Below are 17,775 nucleotides of genomic sequence, written 5' to 3'. Positions count from 1 at the left end.
GCGCTTGCTATCAAGGTGCTGCGTCATTGCGGCTCCCAACAGGCTCAACAGGCTTACGGGTCAGGTGCGTTACAAGGAGTCGATCCTGAAGTGCGAGAAGGTTGCTGATCCGGCGTGTCCCTGGCCGTCGGGCGCGAGGCCGAAGAGCCCGAGCAGGGCGCCGACCCAGCGCCAGGGCGTGGCGGAGAACACCGGTCCGGAGGGACGGGGGCCATCGCCGACGTCGTAGAAGAACCGGCAGCGTGCCCCGGCCTCGATCTCGATCCGCAGCCGCACGCGCCCCTGAGGCGCGAGCCGCGCGTGTTCGGCGTCCCGTTCCCGCTCCGCCACGGCCTCGGCGAACCGGTGCACGACATGGACGGCCCCGTCCGTGCCGCGCTGCAGCCCGATCCAGCAGAACGCGTCCCCGAGCACCGCGAGCCCCGCCCGTGCCCCCGGCTCCGCGCTGTCCAGCCGCAGTTCGACCTCGACCGCACAGGGCATGCCGGGCAGTCGCTGGGTGAGGATGTGCGGCAGTCTGCGCAGATCGTGGGCGTCGGCCGTACGGACGCAGGCGAGTCTCAGCCCGTCGCCGGAGTGCTGGGTGGCCCAGCCGTCCCGGGGGTTGGCGGTCCACGACCACTGGCGGCCGAAGCGTCCGCCGGGGAAGTCGTCGTCGGTGGCGGGCGCAGCGGGCGGCTGCGGTGGCAGGTCGGGCCTGCGGTGTACGGCGACGGGTGCGCCGTCCCGGCCCGGCACCGGCCAGCCGTCGGCACCCCAGTGCATCGGCTGAAGGTGGACGACCCTGCCGTAGGCGCCCCGCTGCTGGAAGTGCAGGAACCAGTCCTCACCGGACGGGGTGCGCACCCAGCCGCCCTGGTGCGGTCCGTTGACGTCGGTGTCCTTCTGTTCGAGGACGATCTTCTCCTCGTACGGCCCGAAGAACTCGCGTGAGCGGAAGGCGCCCTGCCAGCCGGTCTCCACTCCCCCGGCGGGGGCGAGTATCCAGAACCAGCCGTCGTGCTTGTAGAGCTTGGGGCCTTCGAGGGTGAACCAGCCGGGTATGCGGTCGCCGTCGACGATGAGCTTGCCGTCGTCGAGGAGTTCGGTGCCGTCGGGGTGCATCCGGTGGCCGGTGAGGCGGTTCTTGACGCCGGAGCGGGACTTGGCCCAGGCGTGCACGAGAAAGGTGTCGCCGGTCTCGTCGTCCCAGAGGGGGCAGGGGTCGATCAGGCCCTTGCCCGGCTTCACCAGGTGCGGGCGGGTCCAGGGGCCGCGGATCTCGGGGGCGTTGACCTGGAAGATGCCCTGGTCGGGGTCGCCCCAGAAGATCCAGAAGCGGTTGTCGTGGTAGCGGAGTGAGGGGGCCCAGACGCCGCAGTCGTGGCGCGGTGAGGTGAACTCCCCCGCCGGTTCCAGACGGTCCAGCGCATGGCCGACCAGGGTCCAGTTGACCAGGTCGCGGGAGTGCAGGAGGGGCAGGCCCGGGGCGCGGCCGAAGCTGGAGGCGGTGAGGTAGAAGTCGTCGCCGACACGGACGACGTCCGGGTCGGACCAGTCGGCGTTCAGGACGGGGTTTGTGTAGGTGTTCGTGTAGGTACCGGTCCCGGTCGTCACGGGCTCACCGCCTTGCGGACCAGGGACGCCGCTTCGAGCCGGCTGATACGGCCGTCGGCGACCACGGTCACGATCCGGCGTACGGCGGTTTCACCGGGCGGGATCGGGAGCCGTTCCTCGGCGGCGAGGGAGGAGCCGACGCCGGGGTACTCCTCGGCACGCACGAACCACGGGTCCAGGCGGGTCTGTTCGGTCGCCCCGGCGAAGATCAGGGTCCAGGTGGAGCCCGCGAGGGCCACCCAGGGGGCGCGGCTGGTGTGGATCTCCTGCTCACCCTCGCGGTCGATGGTGAACACGTCGGGCGCCGAGGACTCCTTACGGGCTCTCCAGAAGAAGCCGCCGTAGGCCGCGCCCGGGCGCCCGTTGGTGGCGGGGCTGCCGATGGTCAGCGGGCCGGAGGTGACGTTGGTCAGGGAGAAGGTGAAGTCCAACGCCCAGGCGGAGGAGGTGAGTTCGATGGCTGCGACGGTACGGCGCTCGCGCAGCAGCTCGGCCCCCGCAGCCACCCAGCGCAGTTCCTCGACGAAGCCGTCGGGGTCGCGCAGCTGGAAGGCGGAGTGCCGCTGGGCGCCGTGGTTGTCCAGTTCGGTCGGGCCCTGGTCGCGGACGTAGGTGCGTCCGCCCCAGAAGTTGGCCCCCTCGACGTCGGGAACGGCGACACCGACGCCGAGGTGGTGTGCGTGGTCGGCGGGGCTCAGCTCGGTGACCGCGGTGCCGGCCAGGGTGGTGACGGGGTGCAGATACGGGCGCGGGGAGAGCCGGTCCGGCAGTTCGGGCCGGGTGACGTACCGGCCGACCGGGCGGCCCGCGACGCGCAGCACCGCGGTGTCATGGGGGTCATCAGGTGCTCACCTCTTTCGTTCTCGCCGGGAGCGCCCAGGCGGCGCCCAGCTCGGAGTAGAGGGCGAGGGTGTCGGCGGCGGCCGCGACGAGGCCGTCGATGCCGGGCACGACACGGCGCTGCTCGTCGGGGAGCAGCCGCCAGGCCTCGTCCGGCAGCGGGGCCGGGTCCGGGGCCAGTCGGATCGCTTCGACGACCTTCATGAAAGCGCCGGTCGCATCGGGGGTGACCAGCAGGTCGGCGCCGTCGGTGACGTGCTCGACGAGGTTCTCCAGCAGGTCCGTACGGCCGTACTCGTACTCCTCGGGGCCATGGCCGGCGCGCTGGAGCAGGACGCGGTCCTGCTTGTACCAGAAGGTGATCCGGCCCTGGTCGCCGTGGACGACGACGTACGGCTCGTCGGGGTCCTCGGCGCACAGGGTGGCGCCGACGACGACCGGGCGTTCCTGTGCCGTGGTGACGCGAACACAGGAGGTGTCGTCGGACTCGATGTCGTTGGCGCGCAGCAGTTCTGTCTCGATGACGGTGACGTCCTCGGCGTGCACCGTCCCGCCCAGCGCGAGCGCGGTGGCGACGGCGTGCGCGAGGGGGTTGGTGAGCACCCCGTCGATGACGTCGACGCCGTGCATCCTGCGCCTGCCCGCCCAGGGCGCCCGCCGGTAGTACGCCTCGGGACGTGCCCAGGCGCCGGCCCCGCCGATCCCGGAGATCGCGCCGATCGCGCCGTCGGCCATCAGCGTCCGGATGGCCGGCACCGCGTGCGAGCCCAGCGACTGGAAGCCGATCTGGCAGGCGACGCCGGCCTCGGCGACCCCGTCGGCCATGCGCCGGAACTCGGCGTACGACGGGGCGGGCGGCTTCTCCAGCAGGATGTGCACGCCACGCCGGGCCGCCGTCAGGGCGAGGTCGGTGTGGGTCGGGATCGGCGTGCAGATCACGGCGATCCGGGCGCCGGTGGAGTCGAGGAGGGCGCCGAAGTCGGCGGACTGTTCGGGCGCACCCGAGGGCGTGACGAGGCCCTCGGGGAGTTGCTCCTCGCTCAGCGGGGTCAGCTCGCAGATCCCCGCCAGCCGCACGATCCCCTTGTCCTGGAGCCGGCGGATGTTGTCCAGGTGCCAGCGGCCGTGGCCGCGCGCGCCCGCCAGCACGATGGGTACGGCACTGCTCATGGGATCCTCCCTGCGCCCGCGCCGTGTGCCACCGCTCGGTCGGCCGTGGCGGCGCTGTCGATCTTTGTGTGCAGGGTAGGTGTCCAGCCGACGTCGGCCGTGAGATCGCGCTCGCTGCCGGAGTTGTAGGCGTTGTGGATGGCCAGCAGATCCACCGGATAGCCGTTGAAGAGGGTGCCCGACTGGTGGAGGGCGGTGCCGTTCCAGCTCTTGACCAGGTCGGCGACCTCGATGTGCCCGGGGGTGTGGAAGGCGTTGTTCTCGGCGTGGATCGCCGACTCGGTCGACACTCCGACGGAGTAGCGGTAGTCGTGCGCGTCGGCTGGGACGACGTACCGGTTGTTGTAGAGGTGCACCTGCCCGAAGCGGACGCGGGGCGCTCGCTGGACGACGGACTCGAACTCGTTGTGGTGCAGGGTGACCCGCAGCCTGCCCCGGTCCGCGGTGGCCGTGTCGCCGTTGCCGATGAGGATCGCCTTGTCGTGGTCGGCGAACCGGCTCCAGGAGACGGTGACCAGGTCGGAGGCGTTGGTGATGTCGAGCAGGCCGTCGTGGCGGAGGTAGTTGCGGCCGAAGTACGTGGGCTCCCGCTCGTCCGGGTGGCCCTTGTCGCTGAGGGTCACATGGTCGATCCACACATGGGTGGCGCCGCGCAGCCAGATGTTGTCGTACGCCGTCTTCCAGTCGCCGAGGCCGCCGGTGTTGGGCTGCCACACGGGGAAGCAGTCGTAGGCGTCGCGGAGTTCGAGGTTGCGGACGATGACGTTGTTCGCGCCTTGAAGCTGGAGGCTCGCGCCCTTGAGGACGGCCGAGGAACCGAGCCCGACGATGGTGGTGTTGGAGCCGACGGCCAGCTCGATCCGTTCGGCCTGTCCGGCCGCCGAGGCCTGGCGGGCCTCCTCCTGCGGACCGCTGGGCTTGGCGGAGCCCCAGGTGCGGGGGTCGTAGGCGGCCAGGTACTTGCTGGTGCTGTAGCCGTCGGTCGCGTAGTCGGCGCAGTCCAGGTGGTCACCGTCGTCGTCGGTGTTGGCGTCGATGGTGCCGGCGATCCTGATGATCTTCGGCGTCGCACTGCCGCCGTCGAGGGCGCGGACGAGCTCGCTGCGGTTGCGTACGGTGAAGACGTGGGCGTCGTCGGCGGTGGAACCCCCCGTGGTACCACCGTCGGCCGCGGCCCAGCCGTCGTTCGGGGCGAGGACGTCCCGGCCGATGTCGCGGGAGTCGTCGGCGTGGGCGGGGACGCACAGGAGTCCCAACAGGGCTGTCAGCGCGACTGTGTGACGGAGTCTCATCCCTTCACCGCCCCCGCGCTGAAGCCCGTGATCAGCCACTTCTGGATGAAGGCGAACACGATCACGACGGGTACGGCCGCGATGATGCCGCCCGCGGCGAGCGCGCCGAGGTCGACGCTGTCCGCGCCCATCAGGGTGTTGAGGCCGACCGGGATGGTCTGCTTCTCCTGGTTGTTGAGGAACATCAGGGCGAACAGGAAGTGGTTCCAGGAGTGCACGAAGGCGAAGGAGCCGACGGCGATCAGACCGGGTCGCAGCAGTGGCAGGACGACGATCCTGAAGGCCGTCATCCGGTTGCAGCCGTCGACCCAGGCCGCCTCCTCCAGGGAGTACGGCACGTTCTTGATGAAGTTGCTGATCAGGATCATCGACAGCGGCAGCTGGAACACCGTTTCCGCGATGATGACGCTGCCCAGCGAGTTGATCATCTGCAGCTCGGCGAAGATCTCGAACAGCGGCACCAGGAGCAGCGCGCCCGGCACGAACTGGGAGCAGAGCAGGGCGAGCATGAAGGCCCGCTTGATCCTGAAGTTGAAGCGCGCGAGGGCGTAGCCGCCGGCCAGGGCGACGAGGGTCGTCATCAGCAGGGTGACGACGCCGACGAGCACGCTGTTCTGGAAGTAGGTGCCGAAGCTCCGCTCCGTCCAGACCTTCTCGAAGTGGTCGAAGGTGACCGGCCAGGGCACCAGCGAGGTCGAGCCGGCCGGGCGCAGGGAGAACAGCAGGATCCAGTAGAAGGGGATCAGGGTGAAGACCAGGTAGATCGACAGCGGCAGGTAGATCTGCCAGCGCGGGACCTCGTCGTAGGCGCGGTGCTTCTTCCTCGGACGGGGCGGTCCGGGGGCGGCCCGCACGGTCGCGGGCGCGACCTGGGTGGCTTCCTTGACGCTCACTTGTCCTCACCTCCGAACTTGCTCAGCCGCAGATAGACCACCGAGCAGAAGAGCAGGATCACGAACGCGACGGTGGTCAGGGCCGATGCGTAGCCGAAGTTGTGCGCGTCGACGCTGGTGTTGGCGATGTAGAGCGGCAGGGTCGTGGTCACGCCCGCCGGGCCGCCGCCGGTCAGCGTGTAGAGCAGGTCGACGTTGTTGAACTCCCACACCGCGCGCAGCAGTGTGGACAGCACGATCGCGTCCTTGAGGTGGGGCAGCGTGATGTGCCAGAACTGCTTGATCCGGCCGGCCCCGTCGACCTCGGCCGCCTCGTACAGGTCCTTCGAGACGGACTGGAGGTCGGCGAGGATGAGGATCGCGAAGAAGGGCACCCCGCGCCACAGGTCGGCGACGACCGCCGCCGGGAACACCGTGGAGGTGTCCGACAGCCAGCTGGTGCCGTAGGAGCCGATGCCGACGTCCGCGAGGTAACGGGTGATGCCCGTCTGGGAGTTGTAGAGCAGCACCCAGATCGCCGAGGTCAGCACGCCGGAGACGGCCCACGGGGAGAAGACGAGCGCACGGCCCATGGCCCGCCCCACGAACGTCTGGTTGACGATCAGCGCGAGCGCGAGCCCGAACAGCAACTGCAGACCGACCTCGACGAACACCCACTTGGCACTGAAGACCAGCGTGTCCCAGAACAGCGGGTCCGCGGTGAACGCGTGGACGAAGTTGTCGAAGCCCGCGAAGCCGTTCCGCCAGGGCTTGGTGGGGTTGTACTCCTGCAGGCTGTAGTAGAAGACGCTGATCACCGGGTAGGCGATGAAGCCCAGCATGAGCAGGGCCGCCGGGGCGATCAGCAAATACGGGAGCCTGCGCGGGGTGGCGGAGGCACGGCGCCGCCGGGGTGGCGCGGGCGGTTTCGCCACGGCTGCGGCTTGGGCCATGACAGTTCTCCGTTCTCGTACGTCTTGCGTGCGACGTGCCGGAAGCGCTTTCCGATCATCGTTCGGGATCTCGACCAAAGAGAGCTGAGCTGCGGTCGAGGGGTGGTTCAACCGGCGTACGGGTCCTGCACCTTGCCGGGCCGCGCGAGGAACTCGAAGTCACAGCCGGTGTCGGCCTGGGTGATCTGTTCGTTGTAGAGCGCGCCGTAGCCCCGCTCATAGCGCGCGGGCGGCGGTGCCCACTCTGCCCGGCGTCGCTCCAGCTCCTCGTCGTCCACATTGAGTCGGAGCGTGCGGGCCTCGACGTCCAGGGTGATGGTGTCCCCTGTCCGGACCAGGGCCAGCGGTCCGCCGACATACGACTCGGGCGCGATGTGCAGCACACACGTTCCGTAACTCGTGCCGCTCATCCGGGCGTCGGAGATCCGCACCATGTCCCGTACGCCCTGCTTCAGCAGGTGGTCGGGGATCGGCAGCATGCCGTACTCGGGCATGCCCGGACCGCCCTTGGGCCCGGCGTTGCGGAGCACCAGCACACTGTCGGCGGTGATGTTCAGGGCCGGGTCGTCGATGGTCCGCTGCATCGTCTTGTAGTCGTCGAAGACGACGGCGGAACCGGTGTGCTTGAGCAGGTGCCGCTCGGCCGAGATGTGCTTGATGACGGCGCCGTCCGGGCAGAGGTTGCCCCGCAGCACGGCGACGCCGCCCTCGCCGGCGACCGGGTTCTCGCGGGTGCGGATGACGTCGTCGCCGTGGACGACGGCGCCCTGGAGCTGCTCCCGCAGGGTGCCGCTGACCGTCGGCCGGTCCAGGTGCAGTAGGTCGGTGATCCTGGAGAGGAAGGCGGGCAGGCCGCCGGCGAAGTAGAAGTCCTCCATGAGGTACGTCTGTCCGCCGGGCCGCACGTTCGCCAGCACCGGGACGGTACGGGCGATGCGGTCGAAGTCGTCGAGGGAGAGCTTGATCCCGGCACGGCCCGCCATCGCGATCAGATGGATGACCGCGTTGGTGGAGCCGCCGAGCCCGAGCACCGTGGTGACGGCGTCCTCGAAGGCCTCGTGGGTGAGGATCCGGGACGGCTGGAGGCCGGTCCACGCGAGCTCCACGGCGCGGCGCCCGGAGGCGGCGGCCATGCGCTCGTGCCCGGAGTCGACGGCCGGGATCGAGGAGGCGCCCGGCAGGGTCATGCCGAGTGCTTCCGCCGCCGCGGTCATCGTGGACGCGGTGCCCATGGTCATGCAGTGACCGGGTGAACGCGCCAACCCGCCCTGGAGCTCCCGCAGTTCACAGTCCGTGAGGTTGCCCGCGCGGTGCTCGTCCCAGTACTTCCACATGTCGGTGCCGGAGCCGAGGGTCTCACCGCGCCAGTGCCCGGGCAGCATGGGCCCCGCGGGCACGAAGATCGACGGCACGTCGGCCGAGGCCGCGCCCATGAGCAGCGCCGGCGTCGACTTGTCGCAGCCCCCGAGCAGCACGGCCGCGTCGATCGGATACGACCGCAGCAGTTCCTCCGTCTCCATCGCGAGCAGGTTGCGGTAGAGCATCGGGGTCGGCTTCTGGTACGTCTCCGAGAGCGTGGCCACCGGGAACTCGAGCGGGAAGCCCCCGGCCTGCCACACCCCCCGCTTGACCGCCTCGGCCCGCTCGCGCAGATGGACGTGGCAGGGGTTGATGTCGGACCAGGTGTTGAGGACGGCGATCACCGGACGGCCCCGGTACTCCTCCGCCTCGTATCCCAGCTGGCGCATGCGGGCGTTGTGCGACCAGGTGCGCAGCTGGCCCTCGGTGCCGTACCACTGGTGGCTTCTGAGTTCCTCGGGGCGCTTCCTGCCGGTCATATCGACCACCCGGCAGCGATGGCGGCGACCTCGGCGCGCTCGTCCTCGGGCAGTTCCCTGCTGGGCGGGCGGACGTCGCGGCGGCACAGGCCGAGGGAGGCGAGGGCCTCCTTGACGACGGTGACGTTGTTGGCGGAGCCGTTCGCGGCGCGCAGTTCCTCGAAGCGGCGGATCTGCTCCCAGACCTTCATCGCGCCCGGGTAGTCCCCGGCTCGAAGCGCTTCGATCATGTTCATGGAGACGGCGGGGGCGACGTTCACGAGCCCGGAGGTGAAGCCGGTGGCGCCCGCGGAGAAGTACGAGGGAGCGTACGGCTCGGCGAGCCCGGCGACCCACACGAACCGCTCCAGACCTGCGTCACGGGCGAACGCGGCGAACTTGGCGGCGTCCGGGACGGCGTACTTCACGCCGATGACGTTCGGGCAGTCGTCGGCGAGTTCGGCGAGGCGCGCGCCGCCGAGCTGGGCGTTGCGGATGTACGGGACGACGCCGAGGTCGGGCACGGCGGCGGCGATGGCGCGGTGGTAGTCGACCCAGCCGCTCTGGGAGACGTACGGGTGGACCGGCTGGTGGACCATCACCATCTGGGCGCCGAGCTCGCGGGCGTGCCGGGCGGAGGCGATGGCGGTGGGTACGTCGTGGCCGACGCCGACCAGGATGGCGGCGCGGTCACCCGCCTCCTCGATGGTCAGCTCGGTGACGAGGCCGCGCTCTTCGGGGGTGAGGGCGTAGAACTCGCCGGTGTTGCCGTTGGGGGTGAGGGTGATGACGCCCCCGTCGAGCAGGCGACGCAGCAGGGCTCGGTGGGCGTCCTGGTCGACGCGGCCGTCCTCGGCGAACGGGGTCACCGGGATCGCCACCACGTCGGCCAGGGCCGTCCGCTGGGGCTCGAACGTCGTTGTCATACCGGACCGTCCTCTCCCGGGGCCTCGACTCCCGCGTCCGGGAAGGCCCGTTGCACGAACGACGCGATGTGGGCGTGCAGGGCGCGCGCGGCGCCGTCGGCGTCCCCTTCGAGGGCCAGCCGCAGGATGTCGCGGTGCTCGCCGGCCTCCCGCTCCCAGGAGGGGGAGGCGGCCCAGGCGACCGCGGAGACGAGGGCGGCCTGATCCCGCACTTCGTCGAGCATCCGGCCGAGCAGCGGGTTGCCGCACGGCAGGTAGAGGGCGCGGTGGAACTCCCGGTTGGCGAGGGAGCGTTCGGCGGTGTCGCCGGCCGCGTCGGCGCGGGTCAGCGCGTCACGGGCGGCGTCGAGGGAGGCGCCGCGCCTGACGGCCCGCCTCAGCGCTTCGGGCTCCAGCAGCAAACGGACGTCGTAGACCTCGCGCGCCATGTCCGCGTCCACCATGCGCACCGTGACGCCCTTGTACTGGTTCATCACGACCAGCCCGGTCCCGGCCAGCGTCTTGAGCGCCTCCCGCACCGGCGTCTTCGACACCCCGAACTGCGCGGCGAGCTCGGTCTCGACCAGGGCCTGACCGGGCGTCAACTGCCCGGTGAGGATGCGGCGTTTGATCTCCTCCAGCACGAACTGCGTGCGGGAGGGGATCGGCGTGGGCACAGAGGTCATGCGCGCCTCTCGGATCTTCGCGGGGCCCAGGGGCTGGGTCTCGCGTATCGGATCTCACGTATCGCGTCTCATATATGACGTACGAAGTACGACGCGATGAAGGTAGGAGGGCGCGCATGATTCGTCAACGCTTCTGACAAAGGAAGTTGAAGTTGCGGGTGCGGAGTTGGGGCCTTCCGGGGTGTGTGGCCAGGCGTCTACGGCGTCCACTCGGGAGCCCGGCCGCTGAGGCCGACCGCCCGGTCCAGCAGGGGCGCCTCGTCAGGTACCGGGACCACCGGGCCGAAGATGCCGCCGCCGCGGTCTTCCTCGGCAGCGGCTGCGCGCAGGAAGTCGTACGACATCTGCAGGGCGGCCGGGTCCGGTGTGTACGGCTGCCCCGTGGCCACGGCCAGGTCCCAGGCGTGGATCACCAGCTCGTCCACGGCCACCGCACCGGCCACCGCGCCGGGCAGGTCCAGGCCGCCCGCGCGGGTCATGCCGGTCCACGCGTCCGGGGTGCGCCACACCTCGGCGACTTCGTCGAGCGCCTTGGGCAGTTCCTCGCGCCAGCCCGGGCCGACGTCCGGGAGGGCGGATCCGGGATCGGTGTCGGTCATGGGGCCCAGGTCCTTGCGGCCGGCGTCGCGGAAGGCGAGGGACAGGCCGAGCAGGTGGCCCAGCAGGTTGCGCACCGCCATCTCCGGGCAGGGCGTCGGCGCCGAGAGCTGCTCGTCGGTGACGGCTTCCGCGAGACGGGCGACGACGCGGGTCTGCGGTCCGAGGTCGAGGGTCATGTCGGTCATGGGCGGGCTCCTCACAGACGTGTTCCTGAGAGGTGGACCGGCGGCGGGGGCGAAAGTCATCGGTGACGGGGTGCCGAGGTGCCGGGGGGAGGAACCTGGCCTGCCGTCGAGGGGGCCGGCCTGACCCACTCGACCAGCTCCCTCGGCGTCTTCCCGCCCGCGAAGCACCACAGCGCGATCACCGGGTCGCAGATCGCGCAACCCAGGGAGGAGGTGTGGACGAAGGGGATGATCGGGTTGCCCTTGATGTGGTGGACGATGTCCCACGCGGTGTGCAGCAGCCAGCCGATGCCGATGAAGGTCCACGAGTCCAGGCCGCGATAGGCGACATAGGTGACCACCGCTGCGAACACGAACTCCCAGCCGCCCATGCCGCCGCCGCTCAGATAGGCGGCGCCCGCTCCGGCGATCATGACCGCGTTGAAGCGGCGGCGGTGCGGTTCCCGGATGAGGGACATCAGCAGGGCGTAGAGGATGCCGATGCCGATGGGCGCGACGTATTGCATGGAAGTGCCTTTGCGCATGGATGACTTGGAGTGCTCATCACGCTATGAGCACTCCCTCATCCGTCCCAGCGGCTGAATCGACAGCTTCCAACGGATTCTCGCCGCGCCGAATTGTCATGGACGGGATGTGCATGATCGACGTATGTGCGTCGGCCGCGTGTCCGGGGACTCTTCTTTTCTTGCCCGTGGGGGGACACATCGCCATGTCCGAATCCACTGATCTGCGTCCGCGTCCACTGCTGCCCTCAGGGGCCCCCGTATCGTCCCGCGGTCTCCTGATCGCAGCCGTCGGAGCGCTCGCTCTGGTCGCCCTCTGTGACGTGTTCAGCCTCTTCGCCGGATTCCGGCTCCGTGCGGTGATCGACGGACACGGCGGCTTCGTCCCGTCTCCGCAGCAGGAACTGGACGCCGCTGCCTCGCTGTACGAAACGGCCGGGAGATTCCAGGTCATGGTGTACCTGCCCGCCGCGATCGTTTTCGTCGTCTGGTTCTTCCTTATGCGCCGCAACACCGGACTGCTGACCCCGGACCGGTTCCGCAACGGACCCGGGTGGGCCATCGGGGCCTGGCTCGTGGGCGCTGTTCGTCTTCAGCGTCCTGTTCAATCGGTTCGCCGGGCAGACGTACCAGGACGCCGACGTGGTGCACATTGCCGCCGCCGCTGCCGCCATCCATTTCGCCGTCCGGCTGACCGCCATGCAGCGGCGCAAAGCGATTGAGGGCCTGTACCGGCCCGCGGTCGTCAAGGAGACGTCGGCCTAGCGTCCCCCGTCGCGCCCAGGCCACTTCTAAGGCACTTCACCGATCCCCACGCCCCCGCCTCAGCCCCACAGTGGCCTGGCATGACGACCACCACCCGAGCCCTCCCCCGCGTCCTGCGCGACCGCAATGCCGCCCTCCACCTCACCGGAGCCGTCGTCTCCGGCTTCGGTACCTCGGCGCTGTGGCTGGTGTCCGGCGTGTGGGTGAAGGACCTCACCGGCTCCGACGGCCTGGCCGCGCTGTGCATGCTCGCCATGTGGGCCCCCACCCTGGCCGGCCCGCTTCTGGGCACGCTCGCCGACCGCGTCCGCCGCAAGCCCCTGCTGATCGGCGCGAACCTCCTCCTGGCCGTCCTCCTGCTCACCCTCTTCACCGTCGACTCCCCGGACCGTCTCTGGCTGCTCTTCGCGGTCCTGTTCGTCTACGGCGCCGCAGGGGTCGTCCACGACGCCGCCGAGTCCGCCCTCGTCGCGAGCGCCGTGCCCACGTCCCTGCTCGGCGACTTCAACGGGCTGCGCATGACGGCATCCGAGGGCATGAAGCTCCTCGCCCCGCTGGCCGGCGCGGGCGTCTACGCGGCGTACGGTGGCGCGAGCGTCGCCCTGCTCGACGCCGTGACGTTCGTGGTCGCGACCGGTCTGTACACGTGCCTGAGCGTGCGCGAGAGCAGGCCCGAGCCGCCGCCCGGTGGCTGGCGGACGCAGACCGCCGAGGGCGCCCGCTTCCTGTGGGCGCACCCACGGCTGCGCCCCCTCGTCCTGGCCGGCGGCACCACCATGCTGTTCGCCGGGCTCAGCGGGGCGACGATCTACGCCGTCATCGACGGCCTCGGGCACGACCCCGCGTACGCCGGGGTGCTGTACGCCGTCCAAGGTGCCGGCTCCGTCGCGATCGGGCTGCTCTCCGGCCCCCTGCTGCGCAGGCTCGGCGAACGCCGATTCGCCGCGTACGGCATCGCCCTGACCGCCACCGCGGCCGGCCTGCGGGCGATCCCGTCCGACCCGGTGGCCCTGGCCTGCAGCGCGGCGGCCGGCGCGGGGCTGCCCTGTGTGCTGATCGCCGCGCTCACCGCCGTGCAGCGCGAGACGCCGGACGCGCTGCTCGGCCGTACGGCCGCCACGGCCAACACGCTCGTCTTCACGCCGAACGTCATCGGGCTGGCGGCGGGTGCGGCTTTGGTCGAAGTGCTCGATGTACGGCTGCTGTTGGCGGTCCTCGGCCCGGCGTGGCTGCTGGCCGCCCTGCCGCTGCTTCAGAGGGCGGCCAGCGCCTCCCGTACCGCCGCCAGGTCGCCGTCGGACGCCAACCCCGCGTGATAGAGCCGGATCTCGGTGGCCCCCAGCTCACGCGCGCGTGCCGTGTCCGACGCCAGCGTGCGCGGGCTGCCGCCCATCTGGGAGACCACACCGAAGTTGGCGGCCACGACTGCGCCGTCACGGCCTTGCTCGGCGAAGGACGTCAGCAGACCGGGGCCGCCCGCGCACGGCACGACGACGCCGTCCGCGACGGACAGGATGTGCTCGGGGTCGACGCCGGCGTTCGCGCCGACGTGATACGTCACCGGGTCGGCGTGCAGGAGCACCTGGAAGCCGTCGGGGGCGGCCTGGCGCACCGCCCGGACAGCCGACTCCTGGAGCGTGCGGGCGGTTTCGTCGCGCCACCCGCGCGTGGCCGCCGCCGTCTGCGGGCCGAGCAGCTTCTCGACGCCGGCCCAGCCCCCGTCGTCCGGCGCTCCCTGCCACAGCGGCTCCAGCGCGGTGCGCACGGCTGCCGCCAGCTCGTCGGCGTCCAGGCCCTGCGCGCCGTAGCCCTCCTTGCACGTCGGGCAGAAGCAGAGCGCCATCAGGTACGTCCCGGCGTCCCCGAGCGGCACCCCGCCGGTCTTGTCGTGGGCGTGCAGGTGCTGCAGGCCGTACCAGCCGAGGGACTCCAGCTCGGTGCCGCGCGCCCCGGGCCGTACGGCGGCCTCGGCGGCCAGGTCGACGAGGTACGCGCGCGTGGCGGGCTGGGCGATGCACGGGGCCCAGGGGTAGCGGTCGCCGTAGGCGTTGACGACCGAGGTGTCCGGATGGTCGGCGCCCAGGCGGGAGTTGTGCGCGAGGACCACCCAGGTGTGCACCTGCGGACCCGCGCTCGCCAGCGCCTCGGCCGCCTCGCCGAAGGCGTCGCCGGGCGCCCAGTCCCCGGCCGGGTACGGGCGCAGCTCCCGGCCCTTCCACCGGTCGTCCGTCGGGTAGAGCACGGCCGCGTGCTCGGCGGTGACGATGCGGTGGCGGGGATGGCGGGGGGTGAGGGCGCGGGTGGAGTGGTAGGCGGAGGCGAGCGTCACCTGTTGAACGCCGAGGGCGGCGATCCTCGCGGGTGCCTCCGGGTCTCCGTTGACGTCCCAGGGGTAGACGAATGCCGACGCCTTCACTTGGTGTCCTCCGGCTCCTTCTCCAGCAGCGCGTAGCCGCGCTCGATCACTTCGGCGAGCTGCTTGACATGGTCCTCACCCGGCTCGTGCAGCGGCGGCCGGACCTCCCCCACGTCGAGCCCGCGCAGCCGTACGCCCGCTTTGACGAGGGCGACGGCGTATCCGCGGCCCTGGGCGCGCAGTTCGACGAAGGGGCGGTAGAAGCCGTCCAGGAGGCGGCCCGCGGTCGCGTCGTCGCCTGCCTCAAGCGCGCCGTAGAAAGCGAGGGCGATCTCCGGGGCGAAGCAGAACACGGCGGAGGAGTAGAGGGTGACGCCGATGGCGCGGTAGGCGAGCTGGGTCTGTTCGGCGGTCGGCAGGCCGTTGAAGTAGAGGAAGTCGCCGGGGACCTCGGTGCGTACGGCGCTGACGATCCGCTGCATGAGGTCCAGGTCGCCGAGCCCGTCCTTGAGCCCGATCACGCCGTCCGTGCGGGCCAGTTCGACGACGGTGTCCGGGGTGAACACGGCGTTGTCGCGCTGGTAGACGATGACGGGGAGCGTGGTCGCCGCCGCGATCTCCCGGTAGTGCCGCAGCAGCCCCTCCTGCCCGGCGAGGACGAGATACGGCGGCATGGCGAGCAGCCCGTCCGCCCCGGCCCCCTCGGCGAGCCGCGCGTACCGAACGGCGAGGGCGGTGCCGTATCCGGCGCCCGCGACGACCGGCACCCGTCCCGAAGCGGCCTCGACGGCCACCCGCACGCACGCCTCGTACTCCTCGGGCGTGAGCGCGTGGAACTCCCCGGTACCGCAGCACGCGAACACGGCGGCCGCACCGGCCTCCACGCCCCGGCGGACATGGGTGCGGTACGTGTCGAGGTCGACCGAGCCGTCGGGGCCGTAGGCGGTGACGGGGAAGAACAACGGCCCGCCGGGGACGCTGAGGCGTGCGGCAAGGGGGGCTGGCGTCACGGGCTCTCCCTAGAACGAGGACGTAACGAGGACGGCTTCACGGGAACGAGAGGTCGCATGCGGGATTCTGATCAGAGTTTACGTTTATGAACGCACGGCGCACCACCCTTGACGAGCAAGGTCGATGATCCTTAACTTGTCCATGAGTGTGAATACCGTGCATGCATACGGCCCTGGACTCAAGGAGAACCGAGGATGCCAGCCCCCCGCACCGTTCTGCTCACCGGCGCCGCCGGCGGACTCGGCACCCTGATGCGGGATTTGCTCCCGGCGTACGGCTACGAGCTGCGGCTCCTGGATCTGCGGCCCATCGAGGGCGAGCCGGGCGCAATCGTCGCCGACCTCGCCGACCGGGAGGCGCTGCGCGAGGCCGTGCGGGGCGTCGACGCGATCATCCACCTCGCGGGCATCTCCCTGGAAGCCCCGTTCGAGAAGATTCTCCGGGCGAACATCGAGGGCACGTACAACGTGTACGAGGCCGCCCGCGAGGAGGGGGTCGGACGCGTCGTCTTCGCCTCCTCCAACCACGCGGTGGGCTTCACGCCCCGCCCCGAGGGCGCCGCACCGCACGAGGCGGGCGCACTGATCCCCATCGACACCCCGCGCCGCCCGGACACCTTCTACGGCCTGTCCAAGTCCTTCGGCGAGGACCTCGCGCAGTTCTACTGGGACAAGCACGGCCTGGAGACGGTGTCCGTACGCATCGGCTCCTGCTTCCCCGAGCCGACCAGCGTCCGGATGCTCTCGGTGTGGATGAGCCCCGCCGACGGCGCCCGCCTCTTCCACGCGGCCCTGACCGCCGAGGATGTCGCGCACACGGTCGTCCACGGCTCCTCGGCCAACACACGCCTGTGGTGGGACCTGACCAGCGCCCGCTCCCTCGGCTACGAGCCGCAGGACGACTCCGAGCCGTACGCCGAGAAGCTGATCGCCGAGCAGGGCGAGCTCGACCCCGGGAACATCGCGCACGCCTACCTGGGCGGCCACTTCGTCAGCGACCCGCCGATCTGGCCGTACTGACATCCGGCCGTCCCACGACCGGCGGCCGTACCGAGATCCGGCCGTACGGAGATCCGGCCGTAGCGAGATCTGGCCTCACTGACCGAAACATTTCGCCGTAAGCGGGCGGGCGGGCACCGAACGGGCCCGCCCGCCGCCGTATTCGGGCACCACACGCGCCCGATCTCACCCGCCCCACCACAACCGTGCAGGTCCGAGACGGGCACACCACACGGTGAACGGGCACACACGGGCAGCATCGAACCTGCAACAGAGCTGGTCAGTGCCGAACAGCCGCTGTAGAACTTCCCCCATGGGCCCCACCGGGCCCGAACGGGCAGCAAGGCGGAAGGCAAGGACCGGCATGAGCACGAGGACGGCGGAAGAACGCCAGCGCGAGATCGTGCTGGCCGCACGGCGCGACGGCGCGGTCGACGTCACCGCGCTCGCCACCGAGCTGGGCGTGGCCAAGGAGACGGTACGACGGGACCTGCGCGTCCTGGAGGACCACGGCCTGCTCCGGCGCACCCATGGCGGCGCCTACCCCGTGGAGAGCGCCGGCTTCGAGACGACGCTCGCCTTCCGCGCCACCAGCCACGTCCCCGAGAAGCGCAGGATCGCGGCCGCCGCGGCCGAGCTCCTCGGGGACGCCGAGACGGTCTTCGTCGACGAGGGCTTCACCCCGCAGCTCATCGCCGAGGCCCTGCCCACCGACCGGCCGCTGACCGTGGTCACCGCGTCCCTGCCGGTCGCGGGCGCACTCGCCGAGACGGAGCACGTCTCCGTGCTGCTGCTCGGCGGCCGGGTGCGGTCCGGCACCCTCGCCACCGTCGACCACTGGACGACGAAGATGCTGGCCGGCTTCGTCATCGACCTGGCGTTCATCGGCGCCAACGGCATCTCCCGCGAACACGGCCTGACCACCCCCGACCCGGCCGTCAGCGAGGTCAAGGCACAGGCGATCCGCGCCTCGCGCCGCACGGTGTTCGCGGGCGTGCACACCAAGTTCGGTGCGGTCAGCTTCTGCCGGTTCGCCGACATCGGCGCGCTGGAGACGATCGTCACGAGCACCCTGCTCCCCACGGCCGAGGCCCACCGCTACTCCCTGCGGGGGCCCCAGGTCATCCGCGTCTGAAACCCCAACTCCCTCTGCATTCCAACTCGCTTCCCCACAGGGAACTTTCACGCCTCACGGCACCCCTTAACTCCCCATACGTCCCCTCTTT

17 protein-coding genes are annotated in these 17,775 nt (G+C 70.8%); 4 read left to right on the top strand and 13 right to left on the bottom strand.

Going from position 1 to position 17,775, the window contains the following annotated elements:
- Positions 1 to 69: 69 nt before the first annotated feature.
- From OHO27_RS32845 to OHO27_RS32795, 11 genes are all read right to left on the bottom strand, one after another.
- Positions 70 to 1,596, bottom strand: a complete 1,527-nt coding sequence (locus OHO27_RS32845; RefSeq protein WP_328428584.1) for a glycoside hydrolase family 43 protein — start codon at positions 1,594 to 1,596, stop codon at positions 70 to 72.
- Positions 1,593 to 2,417, bottom strand: a complete 825-nt coding sequence (locus OHO27_RS32840; protein ID WP_328428583.1) for a PmoA family protein — start codon at positions 2,415 to 2,417, stop codon at positions 1,593 to 1,595. The genes OHO27_RS32845 and OHO27_RS32840 overlap by 4 nt, the downstream gene beginning before the upstream one ends.
- Positions 2,418 to 2,436: 19 nt before the next feature.
- Positions 2,437 to 3,606 carry a Gfo/Idh/MocA family protein gene (locus OHO27_RS32835; RefSeq protein ID WP_328428582.1) on the bottom strand — a complete coding sequence of 390 codons (1,170 nt, stop codon included), beginning with the start codon at positions 3,604 to 3,606 and terminating at the stop codon, positions 2,437 to 2,439.
- A complete protein-coding gene (locus tag OHO27_RS32830; protein ID WP_328428581.1) occupies positions 3,603 to 4,898 on the bottom strand; it encodes a pectate lyase family protein in 1,296 nt (431 codons plus the stop codon). Before OHO27_RS32830 ends, OHO27_RS32835 begins: the two co-directional genes overlap by 4 nt.
- Positions 4,895 to 5,791 carry a carbohydrate ABC transporter permease gene (locus OHO27_RS32825; protein ID WP_328428580.1) on the bottom strand — a complete coding sequence of 299 codons (897 nt, stop codon included), beginning with the start codon at positions 5,789 to 5,791 and terminating at the stop codon, positions 4,895 to 4,897. The genes OHO27_RS32830 and OHO27_RS32825 overlap by 4 nt, the downstream gene beginning before the upstream one ends.
- The gene (locus OHO27_RS32820) at positions 5,788 to 6,723 is read right to left on the bottom strand and encodes a carbohydrate ABC transporter permease (protein WP_328428579.1); all 936 of its coding nucleotides are present in this window, start codon (positions 6,721 to 6,723) and stop codon (positions 5,788 to 5,790) included. The genes OHO27_RS32825 and OHO27_RS32820 overlap by 4 nt, the downstream gene beginning before the upstream one ends.
- A gap of 107 nt (positions 6,724 to 6,830) precedes the next feature.
- The gene (gene araD, locus OHO27_RS32815; RefSeq protein ID WP_328428578.1) at positions 6,831 to 8,561 is read right to left on the bottom strand and encodes an L-arabinonate dehydratase; all 1,731 of its coding nucleotides are present in this window, start codon (positions 8,559 to 8,561) and stop codon (positions 6,831 to 6,833) included.
- Complete coding sequence (locus OHO27_RS32810) at positions 8,558 to 9,466, bottom strand: dihydrodipicolinate synthase family protein (protein WP_328428577.1); 909 nt, start codon at positions 9,464 to 9,466, stop codon at positions 8,558 to 8,560. The genes araD and OHO27_RS32810 overlap by 4 nt, the downstream gene beginning before the upstream one ends.
- Positions 9,463 to 10,131, bottom strand: coding sequence for a GntR family transcriptional regulator (locus tag OHO27_RS32805; RefSeq protein WP_328428576.1), 669 nt, complete (start codon positions 10,129 to 10,131; stop codon positions 9,463 to 9,465). The genes OHO27_RS32810 and OHO27_RS32805 overlap by 4 nt, the downstream gene beginning before the upstream one ends.
- Positions 10,132 to 10,328: 197 nt before the next feature.
- Entirely contained in the window at positions 10,329 to 10,916 is a 588-nt protein-coding gene (locus OHO27_RS32800) for a TIGR03086 family metal-binding protein (RefSeq protein WP_328428575.1), read from the bottom strand.
- Positions 10,917 to 10,972: 56 nt separating this feature from the next.
- A complete protein-coding gene (locus OHO27_RS32795) occupies positions 10,973 to 11,422 on the bottom strand; it encodes a DUF6010 family protein (protein WP_328428574.1) in 450 nt (149 codons plus the stop codon).
- A 320-nt stretch (positions 11,423 to 11,742) separates the two neighbouring features.
- On the opposite strand from OHO27_RS32795, the gene OHO27_RS32790 reads away from it, so the two are divergent.
- Both OHO27_RS32790 and OHO27_RS32785 read left to right on the top strand, forming a co-directional pair.
- The gene (locus tag OHO27_RS32790; RefSeq protein WP_328428573.1) at positions 11,743 to 12,141 is read left to right on the top strand and encodes a DUF4328 domain-containing protein; all 399 of its coding nucleotides are present in this window, start codon (positions 11,743 to 11,745) and stop codon (positions 12,139 to 12,141) included.
- 123 nt (positions 12,142 to 12,264) lie between these two features.
- The gene (locus OHO27_RS32785; protein WP_328428572.1) at positions 12,265 to 13,500 is read left to right on the top strand and encodes an MFS transporter; all 1,236 of its coding nucleotides are present in this window, start codon (positions 12,265 to 12,267) and stop codon (positions 13,498 to 13,500) included.
- Here the strand turns inward: OHO27_RS32785 and OHO27_RS32780 are convergent.
- A complete protein-coding gene (locus OHO27_RS32780) occupies positions 13,437 to 14,600 on the bottom strand; it encodes a hypothetical protein (RefSeq protein WP_328428571.1) in 1,164 nt (387 codons plus the stop codon). The two genes, OHO27_RS32785 and OHO27_RS32780, sit on opposite strands and share 64 nt — an antisense overlap.
- Positions 14,597 to 15,550, bottom strand: a complete 954-nt coding sequence (locus OHO27_RS32775) for a 5-dehydro-4-deoxyglucarate dehydratase (protein WP_328428570.1) — start codon at positions 15,548 to 15,550, stop codon at positions 14,597 to 14,599. Before OHO27_RS32775 ends, OHO27_RS32780 begins: the two co-directional genes overlap by 4 nt.
- 195 nt (positions 15,551 to 15,745) lie before the next feature.
- Here OHO27_RS32775 and OHO27_RS32770 point away from each other — a divergent pair, with 195 nt between their 5' ends.
- Positions 15,746 to 16,570 carry an NAD-dependent epimerase/dehydratase family protein gene (locus OHO27_RS32770; protein ID WP_328428569.1) on the top strand — a complete coding sequence of 275 codons (825 nt, stop codon included), beginning with the start codon at positions 15,746 to 15,748 and terminating at the stop codon, positions 16,568 to 16,570.
- A 343-nt stretch (positions 16,571 to 16,913) separates the two neighbouring features.
- Positions 16,914 to 17,684 carry a DeoR/GlpR family DNA-binding transcription regulator gene (locus tag OHO27_RS32765; RefSeq protein WP_328428568.1) on the top strand — a complete coding sequence of 257 codons (771 nt, stop codon included), beginning with the start codon at positions 16,914 to 16,916 and terminating at the stop codon, positions 17,682 to 17,684.
- Positions 17,685 to 17,775: the final 91 nt, after the last annotated feature.

The sequence above is a fragment of the Streptomyces sp. NBC_00443 genome (assembly GCF_036014175.1).
In the GTDB taxonomy this organism is placed as follows: Bacteria; Actinomycetota; Actinomycetes; order Streptomycetales; family Streptomycetaceae; genus Streptomyces.
The sequence above is the reverse complement of the archived record's forward strand: the minus strand, read 5'-3'. Positions and strand labels throughout refer to the sequence as shown.